This is a genomic window from Mycobacterium sp. Root265, assembly GCF_001428895.1.
In the GTDB taxonomy this organism is placed as follows: domain Bacteria; phylum Actinomycetota; class Actinomycetes; order Mycobacteriales; family Mycobacteriaceae; genus Mycobacterium.
The window spans coordinates 152,974-171,988 of record NZ_LMJA01000009.1 but is presented as its reverse complement, the minus strand read 5'-3'; the positions used below and the strand labels follow the sequence as shown (position 1 = coordinate 171,988).

The window sequence follows — 19,015 nt, the reverse complement described above, 5'->3', positions numbered from 1 at the left end:
CACTGCTCCTAGCGTCGAAAGGGTTGTACCCGTGCGGGTTCTGCGATGGGTGTGCGGGCCGCATCGACGTGGCGCGCCGGGACGACCCGGGCCAGCGACACGAACCGCATCCCTTCTGATTCTTCCAGGCTGAAGCCGGTACCGCGGCCGGATTCCACATCGATCACCAATTGACTGTGCTCCCACACCGGCACCTGCGGGCCCGAGACCCATACCGGAACCCCGTACGGCTGGCGGTCCGAGACGACGTCGAGCATGCCGAGAAGCACATCGCTGTCCTCGATCGAGAACTCACCGACGGGATGACACATGAGCGTGGAGCTCACACCGAAGCCGCCGGACTGACGAAACATCAACGCGCCGTTCCGGTTTTGAAGATGCACCACCAGCCCTGCAGCAGCCCGGGTGATCAACACCCGGGCTGCCGGGGAATCCATCAGCTGTGCGCTATCTTCTTCGCGCAAGCTCTCATCAGAAAAACCCTTGTGCGTTGTCGCTGTAGCTGACGAGCAGGTTCTTCGTCTGCTGGTAGTGATCCAGCATCATCTTGTGGTTCTCGCGTCCGATACCGGACTGCTTGTAACCGCCGAACGCGGCGTGCGCGGGGTACTGGTGGTAGCAGTTCGTCCATACCCGGCCGGCCTTGATGTCGCGCCCGGCGCGGTAGGCGGTGTTGCCGTTGCGCGACCACACCCCGGCGCCCAGGCCGTAGAGGGTGTCGTTGGCGATGCTGATGGCCTCGTCGTAATCCTTGAACGAGGTCACCGCGACCACCGGACCGAAGATCTCCTCCTGGAACACCCGCATCTTGTTGTGGCCGGTGAAGATCGTCGGTGCGACGTAGAAGCCGCCGTTCAGATCGCCGCCGAGCTCTGCACGCTCGCCGCCGGTCACCACCTGGGCGCCCTCGTTCTTGCCGATCTCGATGTAGGACAGGATCTTCTCCAGCTGATCGTTGGAGGCCTGCGCGCCGATCATCGTCTCGGTGTCCAGCGGGTCACCCTGGCGCACGGCCTTGGTGCGGATCGCAGCCATCGCCAGGAACTCGTCGTAGATATCGGCCTGAACCAGGCTGCGCGACGGGCAGGTGCACACCTCCCCCTGGTTGAGGGCGAACATGGTGAAGCCCTCGAGCGCCTTGTCCTGGTAGGCATCGTTGGCAGCCAGCACATCGTTGAAGAAGATGTTGGGGCTCTTGCCACCGAGTTCCAGGGTCACCGGGATCAGGTTCTGCGAGGCGTACTGCATGATCAGTCGGCCGGTGGTGGTCTCACCGGTGAAGGCGATCTTGGCGATCCGGTTGCTGGAGGCCAGCGGCTTGCCGGCTTCGACGCCGAAGCCGTTGACCACGTTGAGCACACCGGCGGGCAGCAGGTCACCGATCAGCGACACCAGGTACAGAATCGAGGCCGGGGTCTGCTCGGCCGGCTTGAGCACCACCGCATTGCCTGCGGCCAGCGCCGGCGCCAGCTTCCACACGGCCATCAGGATCGGGAAGTTCCACGGAATGATCTGGCCGACGACGCCGAGCGGCTCGTGGAAGTGGTAGGCGACGGTGTCCTCATCGACCTCCGAGAGCGAACCCTCCTGCGCGCGAATGCATCCGGCGAAGTACCGGAAGTGATCGACGGCCAGCGGGATGTCGGCGTTCAGCGTCTCGCGGATCGGCTTGCCGTTGTCCCAGGACTCGGCGAGCGCGATGGATTCGAGGTTCTCCTCGATACGGTCGGCGATCTTGTTGAGGATCAGCGCGCGCTCGGCGGCCGAGGTCTTGCCCCAGGCCGGAGCGGCGGCGTGCGCGGCGTCCAGAGCCTTGTCGATATCGGACTCGTCGGACCGGGCGATCTCACAGAACACCTGGCCGGTGATCGGGGTGGGGTTCTCGAAGTAGCGGCCGGCGGTCGGTGCGACCCACTGGCCGCCGATGAAATTGTCATATCGCGCGTCGAACGACATCAGGGCGCCGTCTGCGCCCGGACGTGCATAAACAGTCATGGCTTCTCCTGCGTTGTGACACCGAGGTGTGTCGGTCGTCACTCAACTTAGGCGCGCAGAGGTTGCATCACGGTTGCAACGCGACAATGCGGATGACCTACGCGACGACGGCCTCGAGCACCTCTCGGCCGACGGCCTCCAGCCGGCTCAGGCCCGGTTCCTCGATCGGATAGTGCCCGCAGTTCTCCAGGAGCTCCACGCGCGTCGGGCCGGCGATCCGCTGCAGGAATTTCACGCTCAGTTCCGGGGGCGTCCAGGTGTCGGCCGCCGGAGCGACGAGGGTGACCGGGGCGCCGCGGTAGCGCTCCGGTGGGGTGTGTTCGTAGTTCAGCCAGCTCGACAGGAAGCCGATCGGCACCCGGACGCCGCCGCCACGCGGGTCGGTGGCGCACAGTGTCGACAGGCCCGGATTGCTGCTCATCGCCGACATGTCGGCCATCCACCGTATGGGTACGCGGACCGATCCCAGTGCCGCGCCGGCCGCCCGCAGTATCGGCCCCGTGAGCCCGCCTCCGACCTTGATTCGGGAGGCCGCCGCCAGCGCGGCCGGATCGGACAGGTCCAGCAGGCAGGTCGCCAGCACCGCATCGACGGCGCCGGTGCGATGCGCCGCCTCGTAGGCCAGCATCCCGCCCATGCTCGCGCCGAACAGGATGATCGGCCGGTCGTCGCGGGCACGTTCGGCGGTGATGATGTCGCACAGCAGGTCGACCCAGTCGGGGTAGCGCACCTGGCCCGGCGCGGGTTCCTCGGTGTAGCCGTACAGCGGCATATCCGGTGCCACGATCTCCACGCCGATTCCGTCCCGGTTGCCGGCGACCAGCCCGGCCAATGGCCACAGGGCGCCGGAGTATCCGCCGCCGCCGTGCACCAGAATTCCGCGCACAGGCCCGTCGGTGTTTCCGCCGCGCGCGATGTGGATGCGGCGTCCGCGCCAGTCCATCCAGGTCTGCCGTGGCGCGGCGATCGGGCCGCGACGGTCGGCGGGCAGGAACGCGGCATAGCGGTCGATATCCATGTGTCGATCGTCGGGTGCCACCGCGGAGCTGACAACTCGCTTACGGAGGCACCGTCGGTGCAGTTCAGAGCTGACGCGCGGGGTTCTGCTCAGGTTTTGCGGTCAGCCGAGTTCGGAGTCGAGCCCGGCCAGATGACCACGCGCGCCGGCACGAGCCACCGGGTCGGTTTCGGCGTGGTCGTGCAGCAATGTCCACCCGCGCCGGTCATCGCGACCGTCGGGCAGTTCAAGCCAGCGCCGCAGCAGGCCGAGATCCGCGCCGGCCAGGACCGCACCGCGCAGGCTGGTCATCAACTCGGTGCGCAGCCGCCCGATCGCCGGTGACACCGACTGCGGCAGCAGCGCGCCGGAGTACGCGGTGAGTGCGGCCGAGACATCACCGGCCTGCAAGGCCTCGAGTACGTCGCCCATATCGCTGGTCACCGGACCCAGCAGCCGGTACGGCCGGGACGCGATGAAGCTGTTGCCGATCACCCGACGCAACCGGGACATCTCGGCGCGGATGGTCACCACGTCGAGGTCCTTGTCGTCGAGCAGCATCGCCAGATGGTCGGCGCTCAGTCCCTCCGGGTGGCGGATCAGCAACACCAGGATGTCGGCATGCCTGCCGGTCAGCGTGGTGGAACGCGAGTCCGCCTGCCAGCGCGGCCGGTCGGCACCGAGCACCGAGAGCCGGGGGGCGGCGGCCGCATCGGGGGCCGGGGTGGGCTGCGCGGGAGTGGTCAGGCGTAGCAGCGCGAGCTGGTTTTCCACGGCCACGGCGGTGGCCCGGACCAAGGCCAGGGTCTCCGGCGCGGCGACGCGGGATCCGCCGGTGAGATCGATGGCGCCCAGCAGCGCCCCGGTGGTGGGGTCGTGGACGGGCACCGCGGTGCAGTTCCAGGGGTGCACGATGCGGGAGTAGTGCTCGGATCCGCGGATCTGCACCTCCCGGTCCAGCGCGAGTGCGGTGCCGGGTGCGTTGGTCCCCGCGATGTTCTCGCTCCAGTCGGTGCCCGGCACGAAGTTCATCGCCTCGGCCTTGCGGATGGCCAGCCGGTCACCCTCGACCCACAGCAGCGTGCCGTCGGCGGCGGTGATGGCGACGACGACGCCCGCGTCCACCGCATCTTCGACGAGGAGGCGCCGGATCAGCGGCAACGTCGGTGCCAGCGGGTGGGTCTTGCGCAACTCGTCGAGCGCGTTCACGGCCTCGGCCGTGCGGCCCATGCTGTCCGGATCCACACCCGTGGCCAGGCTGCGCTGCCAGCTCTCGGCGACGACCCGGCGCAGCGGCACCGAATCGAGATAGGACGCGTCGACCTCACCTGCGACGAAGAGGTCATGGACGGCGCGCACCTGCGCCGGCGGCACACGGCCGCCGGTCGTCTTCGATATCGCCACCAAGCTCACACTCCCCGCGCACAGCCGAAGAGCCGGCACCAGCGCATGAGATCAGGATAGTTGACGGTTGACAGTCTGAATCGAATTCGCCCTCCTGGGGGCGCTTTGCCATGACTGTGCGGTCCCGCCGGTCTCTCCCCCGAAGCGGGACCGCACAGGGTCATGGGCGCGGGTCGCTGGTCAGCGACCCCAGGCGCCGGCTGCGCGGCGATCGGTTGCCGAGACATCGTCGGCCCCGTCGCGTACCGCATTGCCCAGCCGGAAGAGGATGTCGTTGAGCGCGGCCGCCGACTGGTTCCAGCGCAGCTGTTCGGCGCGGTACGCCTCGGCGGCCTCGGCTGTCCAGGTCTGCTGCAGGGGGGCGATCTGGGCCCGTAACTCCTCCAGCGCCGCGTTGAACCGGGCCGATGTGGCGTGGATTTCCTGCCGCACCGTGTACTCGATCTCATCGAAGTTGTAGGTCAACATCATGTCCATGTTCCTGACTCCTGATCTCTGCAGCTCGGTTCTCGCTACAGCTGATTGCTGACGGCGCCGATGCCGTGCGAGTGGCCCTCGGCGGCCTCGCGCAGGGTGTGCTCGTTGAGCCGAACGGTCTCGGCGATGCGCTCCAGGGCGTTGTGCAACGCCAGCGATTCGGCGTTCCAGCGGTCGACGACCTCCCGGAAGCGGACCGCCGCCGCACCGCCCCATACCGATGCCGGCACGCTGCACATGCGTCCGATGAAGGTGCCGAGCATGGCCCGGACCTCCTGGTTGCGGGCATCGATCTGGCCGGCGACCGAGTGCATGAGTTCCAGATCGGTGTTCAGTGCGGGCATGGTGGTCCTCCCCCGGGTGAGATGACTTGCGTGTGGAATTGCTGTTGTGAATAGGACGCAGCGGCACCCGATTCGGTTCCGTCTGTGCCGAATTCGTTTTCACTGCACTGCGTGGGCCGACCGGATGGCCTCATCGCAGTACTTCCGGATCACCGCAGCCGACGGCGGCTGCTGGCATCCGACCGCGATCCGCACCCGACCGTCGAGGAAGACCGCCCAGGCGATCTCGCGGTCCGCGCGCGTCTCGGTGTAGCTCAGCACGGCGCGCCCGCCCTGGTGGTCGTCGGTGCGCAACCCGGTGAACACCCCTGGCGGTTGGAGTGCCAGCGCAGCCTCCAGGACGTCCGCGGTGCGGGGCAGGTCCGGTCCTGCCGCCGACTGCGTGAGCAGGATCGCGGCCACTTCCTCGGTCGGCGAATGTGCTTGAACGCGTGGCGAACCCGCACCGTCGGTGATCCGCCGGACCTCCCAGCCCGCGGGGATCTTCACCGTCACGCGGCCCTCGGTCAGCACCGTGAGGGCCGCCTCGGTGGGCTGGCCCGCTCTCGGCAGGCCGAGCAGCACACCGAGCGCCATCAGCAGGCCGATAGGCACCGCCCACACCGTGGTGCGCCGCCGGCGCGCCACCGGTGCCGGCAGGTGCTCCGCGGTGACCGCCGCAGCGAGCATGGCATCGTCCACAATCTGCACATCGCGGCCGTCGAGGTCATTCGCGAGAGCGGCGGCGAGTTCTGCTGCGCCGGCCACGCCCACCGGGGCGTCGATCACCACCGGTCCGGCCCCGAGGATGCCGCGTGTGACGGTGCCGGCGACCTCCCCCATCTCAGCGAGGCGAGGTGTCACCGTGATCGGCGAGCCCGGGATGCGGCAGATCACGAACTCCGGCGCGATCTCGATGATGCAGGCCGTCGGCGATCGGTGTGATTCCCCGTCGCTCCGTATGGCTTCAAGCGCCTCGTGCCGCCGCAGCAGGACCGGTTCGCGGTGCTGTCGCGCCGCGTGCAGGATGCGGTTCAGCCGGGCATCGCTCCACCAGCCGGGACACACCAGCAGGAGGCTGCCGTCCGGTTCTCCGGCCGCCACGCGAAGGACCCACGCCCACACATCGTCGACGGCGACCGGCCGTTCATCGACGAGGGTGTACTCGTCATCGATGGCATCGACTGCCGCACCGCTGATGTCAGCGGGCACCGGATGAGGACCGCTGACCGTGCCCGGTCCGATCAGCAGTACCGTCGCTCTCACGGCTCGGCGGTCCAGGCGATCTGCACCCGCTCGTCGGTGTGCCCTCTGTTGGTCAGGGTGGCCCGCCCCGGCGGCAACGGCGTGGGCCGTGCGACGCCGAGCAGGGCGCCGTCGTCGGGGCCCGCGCTCATCAGCAACCCGGCACAGCCGAGCTCACGCATGGTGGCGGGCATCGGGTTGAACAGCGCCCGCGCCGCACCGCCGGCGCGCCGCGCGATGACCACGTGCAGGCCGATATCGCGGGCGTGCGGCAGAAACTCCAGCAGCGGTGCCAACGGGTCCGTGCCGGCGCCCGCGATCAGCTCGTAATCGTCGACGACGACGTACATTTCCGGACCCGTCCACCACGATCGGTCGCGCAACTGCTGCTGGGTGACCGTGACGCCGGGCAGCCGGCCGCGAAGGTGTTCGATCAGTCCGGCGAGGTGTGTCTGCAGCATGGTGTTGGACATCAGGTAGCCGGCGAGGTACTCGTCATCCACCACGCCGAGCAGGGTCCGCCGCATGTCGACGAGATGTATCTGCACCTCTTGCGGCGTGCAGGTTCGGGCCAATTGGGTACACAGTGTGCGCAGCACCGTGGTCTTGCCGCAGCCGTTGTCACCCAGCACGATCAGATGTGACGTCTCGGCGAAATCGATTGTTACCGGCTTCAACTCGGACTCTCCGATGCCGATGGTGACGTTGGTGGGGCCTGCATCCTGGGCAGGGACCGAATTGCGCTCCACCAACGTGGGCAACAGCCTGACCGGGATGGCGCAGCGCCCGGCATGACGCGTGCGCAGGTCTTGGGCGATGGTGTCGAGGGCATCGAGGCGCGGCACGGCGATCGCCGCGACCCTGCCGTCCCGGGTGATGGCGGCTCCGGGCGGGCTGTCCACCAGATGGCGGGCCGCCTTGCGGTCCATCTCGGATTCCGCAGGCTCGCCCAGACGCAACTCGATGCGGGTGCCGAGTTGGTCCTTGAGGGCGGGCCGCAGTTCGCCCCAGCGGGAGGCGGCGATGACGACATGGACTCCGTGCGCGAGACCCTGGGCGACCATTGCGGTGATGACCTCCTCCAGGTTGTCGTCGACATGCCGGAGCGCGCCCCAGCCGTCCACCACCAGGAATACCTCGCCATAGCCGTCGGGCGCGGCGGTGCGTCCGGCGCCCGCGCGGCGACGGATCAGCGTCTGTAGCTGCGCCACGGTCCGGCGCACCAGTTCGCCGTCACCGCGTCCTGCGACCACCCCGGTGTGCGGAAGGTGTTGCAGTGCAGTCAATGTGCCGCCACCGAAGTCGAGACAGTAGAACTGGACGTCGGCGGGGCTGTGCGTGGCGGCGAGCGCCAGCAGGAGTGCGCACAGTGCGGTGGATTTGCCGGATCGCGTCGCACCCACCACGGCGACGTGCCCACCGGACCCGTTGAGGTCGACGGTGAGCAGGTCACGACGCTGCGCGAAGGCGTTGTCCACCAGCCCGATCGGCGCGGTCAGCCGGGCACCGTCGTGCAGCGCGAGCAGTTCCTCCAACGCCGGACATGCCGGTAGCGCGGGCAACCACAGCCGGTGCGCCGGCCTGCCGTGACCGGCCAGCCGGTGCAGTACGGTCTCCAGCACGGTCGCACCGGTGTCGATATGCACCTCAGCCCCGCCGGCATCGTCATCGGATGCCGACGTGAATCGGCGCGCGCGCAGGTCCGGAGCACCCCTGGCGATGTCCGGTCCGGAGACATACGTGGTGCGCAGCCGCACCAGCCGGCCGTCGCTGGTCTTCAGATAGGCCGCGCCCGGCGCGGTCGGCAGTTCGTACGCGTCGGGCAGTCCGAGAACGGCGCGGGATTCACTGGCCGAGAATGTCTTCAGACACACCCGGTAGGACAGGTGGGTCTCCAGCCCGCGCAGCCTGCCCTCATCGAGACGCTGACTGGCCAGCAGCAGGTGCATCCCCAGCGACCTGCCCAGCCGCCCGATCGCCACGAACAACTCGGCGAAGTCGGGGTGCTGGCTGAGCAGCTCGGAGAACTCGTCGATGACGATGAACAGCGCGGGCAACGCGGGCAGACCGGACTCCGTCGTCCGAGCGCGCCGATACTCGGCGATGTTCCCGAGGTTTCCGGCTGCCCGCAGGACCTGCTGGCGCCGGTTCATCTCACCGGAAAGCGCCTCGTGCATCCTGCTGACCAGGTAGGCCTCGTCATCGAGATTGGTGATGACCGCCGACACATGGGCCAGCTGTTCGAAGCCGAGAAATGTGGCGCCGCCCTTGAAATCGATGAGGGCGAGATTGAGGTCATCGGGGGAATGGGCGGCCACCAGTCCGAGGATGAGCGTGCGCAGGAATTCCGACTTCCCCGATCCGGTGGCTCCGACGCACAGTCCGTGCGGGCCCATACCGCCCTCGGCGGCCTCCTTGATGTCGAGGAACACCGGTTCACCCCGATTGTCCGCGCCGTCGCCGACACCGATGGGTACCCGCAGCCGGTCCTGATCCGCGCGGGGGCGCCATACCGCCGCCGGATCGAGATCCGCTGCGGCACCGACACCGACACCGACCAGACCCGCCCATGTCGTGCCGGCGACGCCCGCATCCGGGCCGGTACGCCACCGGGACAGCCTGCGCGCGCACATCCTTGCCTGCGCCGGCGACAGGCCGTCCACGTGAGCGATGGCCGCGAGCTCGATCGTCGTGTCGCCGCCTCCATTGAGGTCGAGCACCGTGACCTCGGCGCCGACCGGGGCGGGCATGTCCCCCTCCAGGATCGCCACGGTGCGCCCCGCGCCCGGCCGCTGCGCGTGATGGGGCAGCCATTTCAGCCAGTCCCAGTACGGACCGGCGGGCCCCATCACGGATACATCACCCGGGCTGTGCAGCACCGCAAGTTGGCAGACCATGGCACGCACCAGGTCTCGCACCGCAGCCGGCTCACCGTCGAACCCGAGGTGACCGGAGGCATCAACCGTCACGGGCTGGTCTGCCACCACCGCTCGGCCGACGAGTAGGCCCTCCAGCGCCCCGGCCGTCACCGGGTCCGGCTCGGCGACCCGGTCGGCCGGTGCGGTGGTCAGTGGGGTGAGCAGCGGGGCGGGGCCCGCTCCGACCCGAACGCGGCAGAAGTCAGGGTCCACGGGTCTGCGTTCCCACATTCGCCTGCCGCCCACCAGTGTCCACAGCGTCGCGGGATCGGGATCGCTCCAGTGCGCCGAAACATGTTGCTTGCGTGCGGTTTCACCGATATCCGCTGCCACGGTGTCCAGGTAGCGCAGGTAGTCACGCCGGCCGGCGTTCAGCTCGGCAGTCCGGCCCCGCCCGGTGTGGGCCAGTGTGCCGAGCACCGAGATCACCATCATCACCGGGAAGATCATGTACACCGGGTTGCGCGGCGTCGTCGCGCCCGAGCCGGTCGACGAGGTCAGGTAGAGCACCACCATGCCGCCGACCGCGACGAGCATCAGCACCGGCAACAGGCGCGCCAACGGACTCGCCGGCTCTACCACGGGCACGTCAGGTGGTCGCCGCAGTACCACCTCTCCGTCCGGCACGGGCGGAGCGGGCAGACGCTTCTCCCTCAGGAACTCCATTCCTATTTCGACGCAGCGCGCGCGCCTCGGGTTCCCCTCAATTTTGGTGCGCAGCGGATGCTCACCGCCCCGTTACCGTGGCATCGGGGGAACGTGCAGGGGGATGGGCGATGGATGATCCGTTGTGCCGGGTGTCGATTCAGAGTGCCACCGAGCCGAGGGCGGTGGACCTCATGCTGCCGCGCCATGCCGAAGTCGGTCTGCTGCTGCCCGATATCGTCGACCTCTTTGCCGCAGAACCGGAGTCGGGTACCGCATCCCAGGGCTGGCGGTTGGACCGTCTCAGCGGCGGGCACTGCGATGAGTCGATGACGCTGCACGAAAGCGGAGTATCCGACGGCGACGTCATGGTGCTCTCCCCCGTCGGCGCGCCGGCGCCGGGCCCACTCCGCGCGGATCCCTTCCGCGCCGTGGCCGAGGCCGGACCCAGCCCCGCACCGGATCACACGACCTCTGCCCGGATGTGGGCGTGCGTCGGTGTGCTCGCGCTGATCACGCTCGGGTTCTCGGGCAGCCGCGGCGGCGTGCCGATGGTGGCCGCCGGCATCGCCCTGATCAGTGCGGCGGGGTGCCTCATCGTCGGGTGGCGACACGATGCCATGCGTGCGACCCTGCACGGCTTGTCGGTCGGTTTCGTCGGCGTCGCAGGCTTTCTCGCGGTGCCCGGTGGGGGCGGCCCCGGGTTGACGCTCGGCGCGGCTGCCGGTGGTCTCGCCTCGCTGTGGCTACTGCGTGCGGGACGCGGTGATGCCTGGCTGCTCACCGCTGTGGCCACCGCGTCCGCAGCGGTGGCCGCGGTGTCCGCTTTCTCACTCATGGCGGCCCTGGACCTCGTGGCATCGGGTGCAGTTCTCGGTGTGCTGGCCCTGGGCACACTGGGCGTCGCCGGCCGGATCACTTTGTCGGTCAGCGGACTTCGTCCGCCGTTTCCTGGCGACAGTGCCGACCCGGTGTCCGAGGCGGCCGCGTTCGGTGGCCACACGGTCTTCGCGGGCCTGGTGACCGGAGGTGCGACGGCCACCGCGCTGGCCATCGGCGCGATTGCCGCGGGCTGTCGGGGCGGCAGCTCATGGCTGCCGGGATTCGTGCTGGCCGCGGTGCTTGCGGCACTGCTGCTGTTGCGAACCCGGTTCTACGCCGACCCGCGGTGCCGGGCCGCGCTGGGTTGGTGCGGCCTGAGCGGTGTCGCGGCGGTCGCCGCGCTGGCCACGGTATCGGCGCCGCGGTACGCGGGTCCGGCGGTGCTGCTGGCCGTTGGCCTGGCTGGCTGGTGCCGGGCAGGCCAAGGCAGGCACGCCTCGTCGTGGGCGCGCGCAAGCGATGTGGCCGAATACGTCCTGCTTGCTGCCGTCGTGCCACTGGCATGTTGGGCCGCCGACGTGTACGGGTTGGTGCGATCGCTGAGTGTCGGATGATCGGCCGGGCTGCCCCGATGCTCGCGGCCGTGCTGTTCACCGTGGCACCGGTCCTCACCGCGGCGCCCGCCGTCGCGGTCGGTCCGCCGCCGATCGACAGCCGGTTACTGCCGCAGCCCGGGCCGGCCGCTTCGCGTTACCCCACCGAACAATTCGAAACCTGCGCGACCGCCCCGCTCGTCGAGACGGTGCCGCGCCGGGAACGACCCGATCTGCGCACCGCGTGGGTTCGCACCCGTGGCGCCGGGCAGACGGTGGCGGTCATCGACACCGGTGTGGCGCGGCACCGGCTGCTGCCGCATCTGGTGCCGGGTGGCGACTACGTCGCCGATGGCGACGGCACCGCCGACTGTGACGGCCACGGCACCATCGTCGCCGGGATCATCGGGGCGGCTCCCGACCCGGCCAGTGGGTTCAGCGGTATCGCACCGGATGCCGCCATTCTCGCGATCCGCCAGTCCAGCATGAAGTTCCGCGCCGCCGATGCCGGTGGCCACGGCGTCGGGGACGTCGAGTCGCTCGCTGCGGCGGTGCGGGCCGCCGCCGACCAGGGTGCCACCGTCATCAACATCTCTTCGGTGGCCTGCCTCGCCGTCGCCGATGCTCTCGATGACCGGGCGCTGGGTGCGGCCCTGGCGTACGCAGTGGACACCCGCAACGTGGTGGTGGTCGCCGCGGCCGGAAATGTGGGCGGACAGGGCACATGCCCGAAACAGAATCCGCTGCCCGATCCTGCTGGCGGGCCCGACTGGGATCGCGTCGACGTGGTGGCGAGCCCCAGCTGGTATGACGACTACGTGCTGACGGTCGGGTCGGTCGACGCCGACGGGGCACCGTCCGATTTCACCCTGGCCGGTCCGTGGGTGGACGTCGCCGCCCCCGCCGAGTCCGTGACATCGCTGAATCCGGCCGGGGAGGGACTGGCGGACACGATGCCGGGACACCCTGATCCGCAACCGATCTCCGGGACCAGCTACGCGGCCCCGGTGGTGTCGGGCGTCGCGGCGCTGCTGCGCGCGGCGGCCCCGACCTTGACGGCCCGCCAGGTGATGCACCGTATCGAGAGCACCGCACGCCATCCCGGGTCGGACTGGAATCCCTTGGTGGGACACGGCGTGGTCGATGTGCTGGCCGCGATGCGCGGTATCGCCGCTCCCGCGCCGCCGGACGCACCGCGTCCACTGGCGTCGCCGCCCACCGTGGTCACCGACGCTGAGCCACGGCGGTTCGCGCTGATGGGCGCCGCGGTGTGTGCGGCACTCGCGGTGGCCTCGGCGGCTCTGAGGTCACGACGGGACGCGGACGCTGTCCTGCACGACGGCAGCGCGGGCGACGCTGAGCTCCGGTCCACGCGGTAGCAGCGCGAGCAGCGGCCACGGCGCGGCGCCCGGTGCCTGCGGCAGCCCGAGGGCTTCGGCAGCGTGCGCGTCACCGACGCCGAATGCCACCCCGGATTCGGTGACCAGGTACCGCGGTCCGGTCGACATGCCCTCCCCGGCGACGCCTGCCGCCCGGAGGTAGAGACTGTGCCCGGGCGGAACCGACACGGCGTCGACCCGGGGCCCGTCGCCATCGGCCTGGACCAGTGTCAGGGCGCGTTCCTGGTCGGGCAGGGTGCCGGGTGCCAGCACGGCCGTGTCCGGCACCGATCCGTTGCGCCACTGCCAGCGCGTGCACAGCCCGCCACCGAGGTCGGCACCGGCCACCGTCGGATCGGCCAGATCGGTCACCGTCAACGTGTCCACCACCGGCACGGCGGCGATACGGTCGGCCGGCACATCGGGTATCTCGCCGCCGCCGTGAGAGTCGGCGAAACGAATCAGATCCGCCGCCACCGGCCCCACGCGCTGCACTCCATCAGCGAGCACCACGTAGTGATCGGCCGCGTCCGCCCGCGGCACCCGCAGCACCTCGCCGACCCGGAACTCGGCCAGCCCGGCGGGTCCGGGTCCTCCGGCGCCGGGCACCCGGGGCGCCACGATCGGCGTCGCCTCCGGGAGGGGGTCCAGTAGTGCGGCCGAAACTGGCAGCGGGACAACGCGGTCCAGTCGCAGCGCGCGCACCGCTGCGCGGTCGCGCAGATCCACCGCGGCGCGGCGCCCGGCGTGTAGCAGGTAGGTTCCGCGCGCGCGTTCCTGGGCCGCGGTGACCAGCACCGGCGGAGCGACCGGGTGCTGCCCGGGCGCGCCGATGATCACCGTGGTGGTCCGGTCGCCGCCGTCATCGCATACGGTCCAGGCCTGCTGATCGTCTGCGAGCGCCGGTGCGATATTGCCCGGCGCGCCCGGGATACCCATCAGCGGACCGTGTTCGGCGTCGGCGATCATGGCCGCGCTCACCAGCCGCGGCACCGCCGGGGTCCCGGCGATCAACCGCGCGGACGCCAGATTCAGCACCGGGTGCATGATGTCGCCGACGCGCACGTACATCGCACCGGAGTCCCGGGCCATGACGATGGGATCGGCGCCCAGGCTTCCGTGTGGACGCATCAGTGCCAGCACCGCACACACCGCCACCACGATCGCGGCCAGCACGACGCCGGCCGCCAGTGCCATCGACTGGCTGCGGATGGGGTCGTCGAGCATGCGGGTATCCCGGCATGCCAACGCGTATTCCATTCTGCGCGTCAGGAAGCGGTAGCCGCTCACCTGTAGCCGTGTCACCGAACGCCGAACCATATGTCCCCCGGATTCGACCCTAACCGGGCTGCGAGCAGGTCCGCCGCACCAATTCTGGTCCTTGCCGGCGAAACATGGGGATCGGAATACGGGTTAGCTGGTGACGGACGGTCCGAAGACTTACGCGATCCGCGTTGGGTGCAACTACACCCGAATAGCAGAATCTCGCGAAACGTGGTCAACCGCGCATCACCCAAAATGCATTGCACAGCAACTTATTTGCGAGTTCAAAGGCCGTCCGCGGTTCGGTCTCCAGGAGGGACAACGTCGCGAAGTGCGCTGAATCAACTTAGCCGGATGCGAGAGCCGCGACATCGATATCGCGCGCAACGGAAAACACCAAGCCGGTGATGGAGGAAGAGGTTAAGCTTCCGCACTATCCCGGTCACCGGCTACGCAGCAGGTCACCGGTGATCGTGAGGAGTCTCGGTCAGGCGATGCACTCAGAACTGGCACCGTCTCGAAACGGTCGGGCGCAGGGTCCAACCGTTCCCTTTCCACGGCCTTCGTCCGGCTCACGCCTTCGGGCACGCTGTCCATGACAACGCCCGTGTTCGACTTCGACGGGCGGGTGGTCGATCGAAGGCAGGAGATTGCGGATCTACGAACAGCAGTAGATGAAGCGGGCCGAGACAGCGGCGGATGCATCTTGCTCGCCGGCGTACCGGGAGTGGGCAAGTCGACGCTCATCCAGGCCTTCGGCGCCGAGGTCTCAAGCCGCAATTGCATATTCGCCTACGGGCGCTGCCGAGACGGCGCGCCGGCTCCCTATGCTGCGCTCGGTGATGCGCTGAGCTCGATCGTTCGGTCCATGGAGTCCACCCCCGCTGCCGAACGCGACCGTTGGCGCGACGGGCTGAGCGCCGCGATGTCGACGATGTCCGGCGTGCTGGGCGACCTCGTGCCCGAACTCGCTGCCGTCCTCGGTGAGCGCTCTCGCATCACCGACCTCAACGCCGCCGACGCCCGGCGGCGCCTGCACCGTGCGGCAATACGCCTGATATCCGAGACGGCCGCCTACCGTCCTGTGGTGCTCGCCGTGGACGACCTGCAGTGGGCGGATCGTGACTCTCTGCTGTTGTTGGCCGAACTGCTGACGGTATCGCCGCGCAACGTCGTAATGCTGGGTGCGCATCGTGCCGGCGAGTTCGATCCGGCCGCAGCCGGCATCACACTGGCCAACGTGCGCGAGATGCGCCTGGAGCCGCTGTCTCGCGCAGACGTCCACGACTTGCTGGCCACGGCCGGCGGTCCCACTGCGGAGCTCTCCGACGTGGCCGCAGAGTTCCACTACCGGACCGACGGCAACCCACTCCAGATCCGACAGCTGTTATACCGCGCCCAGATCGAAGGGGCACTCACGCCGACAGCCGTGACCGGCGATCCCAGCTGGGACCTACGGATGCTCAGCTCCATCGAGGTCACGGCGACGGCCGCCGAGTCGATGGGCCGCTACCTGGATCAGCTTCGTCCGCCTGACCGCGAGGTCCTGCGGTCGCTGACGTGCATCGGTGCAGAATTCGATCTCGATGACGCCGTGGCCGCGGCCGCCCAGCCACCACACGCGGTGGCACAGGCACTGTGGGCGGCGCTCGAACTGCGCCAATTGGAGGCACTGGACCACCGGGGTCAGCGGATTGCCAACGCGATCAGTCACGATGCCCGGTACCGGTTCAGTCACGACCGGGTGGCCGAGGTGGCCGGGAACGGACTCAGCGCAGAGGCACGCCGGGAAACGCATCTACGCATCGGCCGGCGCCTGGTCACACTCGGCGAAGACCGACTCTTCGAGGCCGCGCGCCACGTGGGCATCGGAGGCGAGGGGCTACCCGACGGTCCCGAACGCGCTCACTACGTCGAGGTCCTTCGCCGCGCGGCACGCAAAGCCCGTGCACAGGCGTCCTTTCCGCTGTCACTCGACTACTGCCGGAACGGTCTGTCATTGCTCGGCGAACGGCGCTGGGAAACGCACTTCGCCCTGAGTCGGGAGTTGCATCTCGATGCCACCGAGGCCGCGCTGCTCGTCGGCGACGTTCCGGCATTGCACACCCTGCTCGATGAGGCCGACGACGTCCTGACCGACCCGGCCGATCGCGCGCGGGTGGCATACCTGCGGATCAAGGGGAGACTGGCCCAGAACCGGCTGCAAGATGCCCTGGAGACCGGCCTGCAAGCGCTGGACGAGCTGGGTGAACCGTTGCCGCGGAATCCGGGCAAGCCCCGGATGGGCCTTGCCCTGGCGAATATGAAACTGACGATGCGGCACTGGAGCAACGAGCGGCTTCTCGCGCTCCGGTACTGCGAAGATCAGCGCGTCATCGAGATCCAGCGGATCCTCGGCGAGCTCTTTCACATCTGCTACAGCATCCAGCCCAACTACTTCCCTCTGCTGGTTCGCAAACAACTCGATCTCGCGCTGGCTCACGGCCACACCCCGGCCTCGCCACTCATGCTCGCGAACTACGCGATCCTGTTGGTGGTCACCGGGGACCGCGCGGGTAGCCAACGATTCGGCGAGGTCGCGCTGACACTGGCCGAGCGGGAGGAGTTCCGCGAAGCGCACCCACACACGTTGTTCATCTACCTGCACTTCATCCGTCACTGGCGGCACCCGATTCGGGAGAGCCTGAGCCAGCTTCGCGAGGCCATCGGCCCCGCACTCGACCAAGGCGACCAGGAGTTCGCGGGATACCAAGCCGCAGCGGTCCTTTCGCAATCCTTCTGGCTGGGGCGGCCGCTGGCCGAGATCGATGCTCTGGCGCAGTCCATCGTTCCCGGCATCAGGTCGCAACTCGCGCCCGCCACGCTGTGTCAGGCCGTGCAACAGATCTGCCTGAACCTGATGGGGCGCAGCGAAGATGTGTTCCTGCTGGCCGGCGAGAGCGGATACGACGAACGCGTTGTGGTTCCCGCTGCCCGGCTCGAAAATGACGGAGTCGGCTTGAGCGTGGCCGCCACCATGAAGGTCGGCCTGCATTTCTGGGCTGGTGACTACACCGGCGCGCTGGCCGTCGCAGACGAAGCGCTGAGGCATATCGGTGGCATGGCCGGTAACCCGGTGATGCAGCTCATCCACATGGTGGACGCCCTGAGCCGAATTCAGGCGGCGCCGAACGACCGCGCCACCCGGCGCTCGGTGCGCACGGCCCTTGCCCTGCACCGTAAATGGGCGGCCGATGCACCGGCCAACTACGCCGCTCAATATGCGCTGATCGAGGGGACATGGGCCAGCGCCCGCGGACAACACCGCAAAGCGGAACGGTTGCTGGAGCAGGCCATCGAACTGGCCGAGACGCATCAGCTGCCCTTGATCGCGGCCACCGCCTATGAGGAGGCGGCGACCCTGTACGCCCGGTCCGGCCGGCCCAGGCTTCGCCAGCACATGCTCCGGTCGGCCTACCAACGCTTCCAGAGCGTGGGGTTGACGGTGCGTACGGAACGTCTTGCCCATGCCTATCCGTGGTTGCTCAGCCGCGATCTGGTGCACGACGAATCCGCCGGCATCGACCCTGCCGGAGCGCACCAGCTGGTGCGTGCCCTCTCGGCAGCGAGAACCCGTGATGGCCTGGCCGGCCTGGCGCTCGGCACCGTTGCGGACATGACCGGCGCCGGCCGGATCGTGGGGCTCACCGGCGAGGGTGAACGTCTGGGTGTCCGCGCGGTCCACGAAGGCGGCGTCACCTCGGTGGTCGAGGGCCCGTGGACCGACGTGCCGTTCGACCGCGACCTGGTCCGCCGGGTCGCCGAAACCGGCGCGCCGATCCGGGTGATGGCCAACCCCACCAGCGGGACGCCGTCGGTGATTGCCGCACCGATCAAACTGCAGGAGAACGTCATCGGTGTCATCTATGCCGAGCACACCGAACTGGACCGCAACTTCACCCCCGAACACGAGGACGCGGTCATGTTCGTGTGCGCCCAGTGCGCCGCTCCCCTGTGGAACTTTCAACTCGAGGCGCGACTGCGCGAGGCCGACGAGCAGCGGCTGTCGCTTCTCGACATGCAATCGCGCTTTGTACCCAACGAGTTGCTCCGCATCTTGGAATTGGACGACATCCGCCGCGTCCGCAGCGGCCATCGCGTCGAGCGGCAGATGACGGTACTCATCTCCGATATCCGGGGATACACGACGTTGCTGGAGGACATGGATATCGCTGAGGCGAACAACCTTGCGACCGGCTTCTTCCGTGCCGTCGAACTGCCGATCATCGCGTCCGACGGGGTGATCCAAGACCTCCGCGGCGACGAGATCCTGGCCGTGTTCCAATCCGGTCCCGACAACGCCTTGCGGGCAGGCCTCGGGATGCTGCGGTCGCTGCAGGAACACAACGCCGAACGACTGGCCCTCGGCTCGAATGCCTTTCGGGTGGGCATCGGCATCAACACCGGCGTCGTCGGCCTCGGGCTCGTCGGCGGCGTGAATCGTATGGTGCTCAGCATCATCGGCGACGCCGTGAACCTGGCCGCCCGCATCGAAGGCACCACCAAACGCTACGACTCGGCCCTGCTCATCTCTGACGCGACATACGCTCAACTGGCGGATCCAGAGCAGTTCCGCATCCGCCGGATGGAACGGGTCATGGTGGTGAATCGGCGCCGGCCGGTGACCGTTTATGAGGTCTACGACGAGGATCCACAACTCTTGCGTGCGGCGAAATACGCTGCGCAGCCCGCATTCGATGAGGCATTTGCATTGTTCGACTACGGCGAATTCGACCGAGCGCGTGCAGCGTTTGAGCACTGCAGCACTTTGCTGCCCGGAGATGCGGTGGCCACGCTGCACATGGCGCACTGCGACGCGGCGTTGCGAGGAGAGTTGCCACCCGGCGGTGAAGTCGCCTTGCTACAGAAATAGTTCGATCGGCGGACGCGAAACACACGCTGATCTGGGAGAATC

Annotated in this window: 12 protein-coding genes; 3 read left to right on the top strand and 9 right to left on the bottom strand. The window is 68.6% G+C overall.

The features are described 5' to 3' along the window. Positions 1–8: 8 nt before the first annotated feature. The 8 genes from ASE48_RS11040 to eccCb form a co-directional block, all read right to left on the bottom strand. Complete coding sequence (locus ASE48_RS11040) at positions 9–437, bottom strand: DUF779 domain-containing protein (RefSeq protein WP_057167108.1); 429 nt, start codon at positions 435–437, stop codon at positions 9–11. Positions 438–471: 34 nt separating this feature from the next. Next, positions 472–1,995 (bottom strand): aldehyde dehydrogenase, encoded by a 1,524-nt coding sequence (adh, locus tag ASE48_RS11035; RefSeq protein WP_057167107.1) that lies wholly within the window; start codon positions 1,993–1,995, stop codon positions 472–474. Positions 1,996–2,092: 97 nt separating this feature from the next. After that, complete coding sequence (locus tag ASE48_RS11030; RefSeq protein ID WP_057167106.1) at positions 2,093–3,013, bottom strand: alpha/beta hydrolase; 921 nt, start codon at positions 3,011–3,013, stop codon at positions 2,093–2,095. 102 nt (positions 3,014–3,115) lie between these two features. After that, positions 3,116–4,396: a helix-turn-helix domain-containing protein gene (locus ASE48_RS11025; RefSeq protein ID WP_057167157.1), complete on the bottom strand. Its 1,281-nt coding sequence runs from the start codon at positions 4,394–4,396 to the stop codon at positions 3,116–3,118. Between the two features lie 180 nt (positions 4,397–4,576). Continuing rightward, on the bottom strand, positions 4,577–4,873 hold the full coding sequence (locus ASE48_RS11020) for a WXG100 family type VII secretion target (protein WP_057167105.1): 297 nt from the start codon (positions 4,871–4,873) through the stop codon (positions 4,577–4,579). A gap of 35 nt (positions 4,874–4,908) precedes the next feature. Next, complete coding sequence (locus ASE48_RS11015; RefSeq protein ID WP_057167104.1) at positions 4,909–5,217, bottom strand: WXG100 family type VII secretion target; 309 nt, start codon at positions 5,215–5,217, stop codon at positions 4,909–4,911. A 99-nt stretch (positions 5,218–5,316) separates the two neighbouring features. Continuing rightward, positions 5,317–6,462, bottom strand: a complete 1,146-nt coding sequence (locus ASE48_RS11010) for a type VII secretion-associated protein (protein WP_057167103.1) — start codon at positions 6,460–6,462, stop codon at positions 5,317–5,319. Beyond that, positions 6,459–10,025 carry a type VII secretion protein EccCb gene (eccCb, locus tag ASE48_RS11005; RefSeq protein ID WP_057167102.1) on the bottom strand — a complete coding sequence of 1,189 codons (3,567 nt, stop codon included), beginning with the start codon at positions 10,023–10,025 and terminating at the stop codon, positions 6,459–6,461. Before eccCb ends, ASE48_RS11010 begins: the two co-directional genes overlap by 4 nt. 110 nt (positions 10,026–10,135) lie before the next feature. On the opposite strand from eccCb, the gene eccD reads away from it, so the two are divergent. Next, positions 10,136–11,440 carry a type VII secretion integral membrane protein EccD gene (gene eccD / locus ASE48_RS11000; RefSeq protein ID WP_057167101.1) on the top strand — a complete coding sequence of 435 codons (1,305 nt, stop codon included), beginning with the start codon at positions 10,136–10,138 and terminating at the stop codon, positions 11,438–11,440. A gap of 17 nt (positions 11,441–11,457) precedes the next feature. After that, a complete protein-coding gene (gene mycP / locus ASE48_RS10995) occupies positions 11,458–12,798 on the top strand; it encodes a type VII secretion-associated serine protease mycosin (RefSeq protein ID WP_156409147.1) in 1,341 nt (446 codons plus the stop codon). On the opposite strand, the gene eccB is transcribed toward mycP, so the two are convergent. Continuing rightward, a complete protein-coding gene (gene eccB, locus ASE48_RS10990) occupies positions 12,727–14,103 on the bottom strand; it encodes a type VII secretion protein EccB (protein WP_327049647.1) in 1,377 nt (458 codons plus the stop codon). The two genes, mycP and eccB, sit on opposite strands and share 72 nt — an antisense overlap. 565 nt (positions 14,104–14,668) lie before the next feature. Between eccB and ASE48_RS10985 the strand changes: the two genes are divergently transcribed. Further along, positions 14,669–18,973: an AAA family ATPase gene (locus tag ASE48_RS10985; RefSeq protein ID WP_057167156.1), complete on the top strand. Its 4,305-nt coding sequence runs from the start codon at positions 14,669–14,671 to the stop codon at positions 18,971–18,973. Positions 18,974–19,015 lie beyond the last annotated feature (42 nt).

Bases quoted from the DNA above. Each gene is read 5' to 3' on its own strand.
- ASE48_RS11040 (WP_057167108.1), bottom strand. From the start codon at position 437: ATGGATTCCCCGGCAGCCCGGGTGTTGATCACCCGGGCTGCTGCAGGG.
- adh (WP_057167107.1), bottom strand. From the start codon at position 1,995: ATGACTGTTTATGCACGTCCGGGCGCAGACGGCGCCCTGATGTCGTTC.
- ASE48_RS11030 (WP_057167106.1), bottom strand. From the start codon at position 3,013: ATGGATATCGACCGCTATGCCGCGTTCCTGCCCGCCGACCGTCGCGGC.
- ASE48_RS11020 (WP_057167105.1), bottom strand. From the start codon at position 4,873: ATGGACATGATGTTGACCTACAACTTCGATGAGATCGAGTACACGGTG.
- ASE48_RS11015 (WP_057167104.1), bottom strand. From the start codon at position 5,217: ATGCCCGCACTGAACACCGATCTGGAACTCATGCACTCGGTCGCCGGC.
- eccCb (WP_057167102.1), bottom strand. From the start codon at position 10,025: ATGGAGTTCCTGAGGGAGAAGCGTCTGCCCGCTCCGCCCGTGCCGGAC.
- eccD (WP_057167101.1), top strand. From the start codon at position 10,136: ATGGATGATCCGTTGTGCCGGGTGTCGATTCAGAGTGCCACCGAGCCG.
- mycP (WP_156409147.1), top strand. From the start codon at position 11,458: ATGCTCGCGGCCGTGCTGTTCACCGTGGCACCGGTCCTCACCGCGGCG.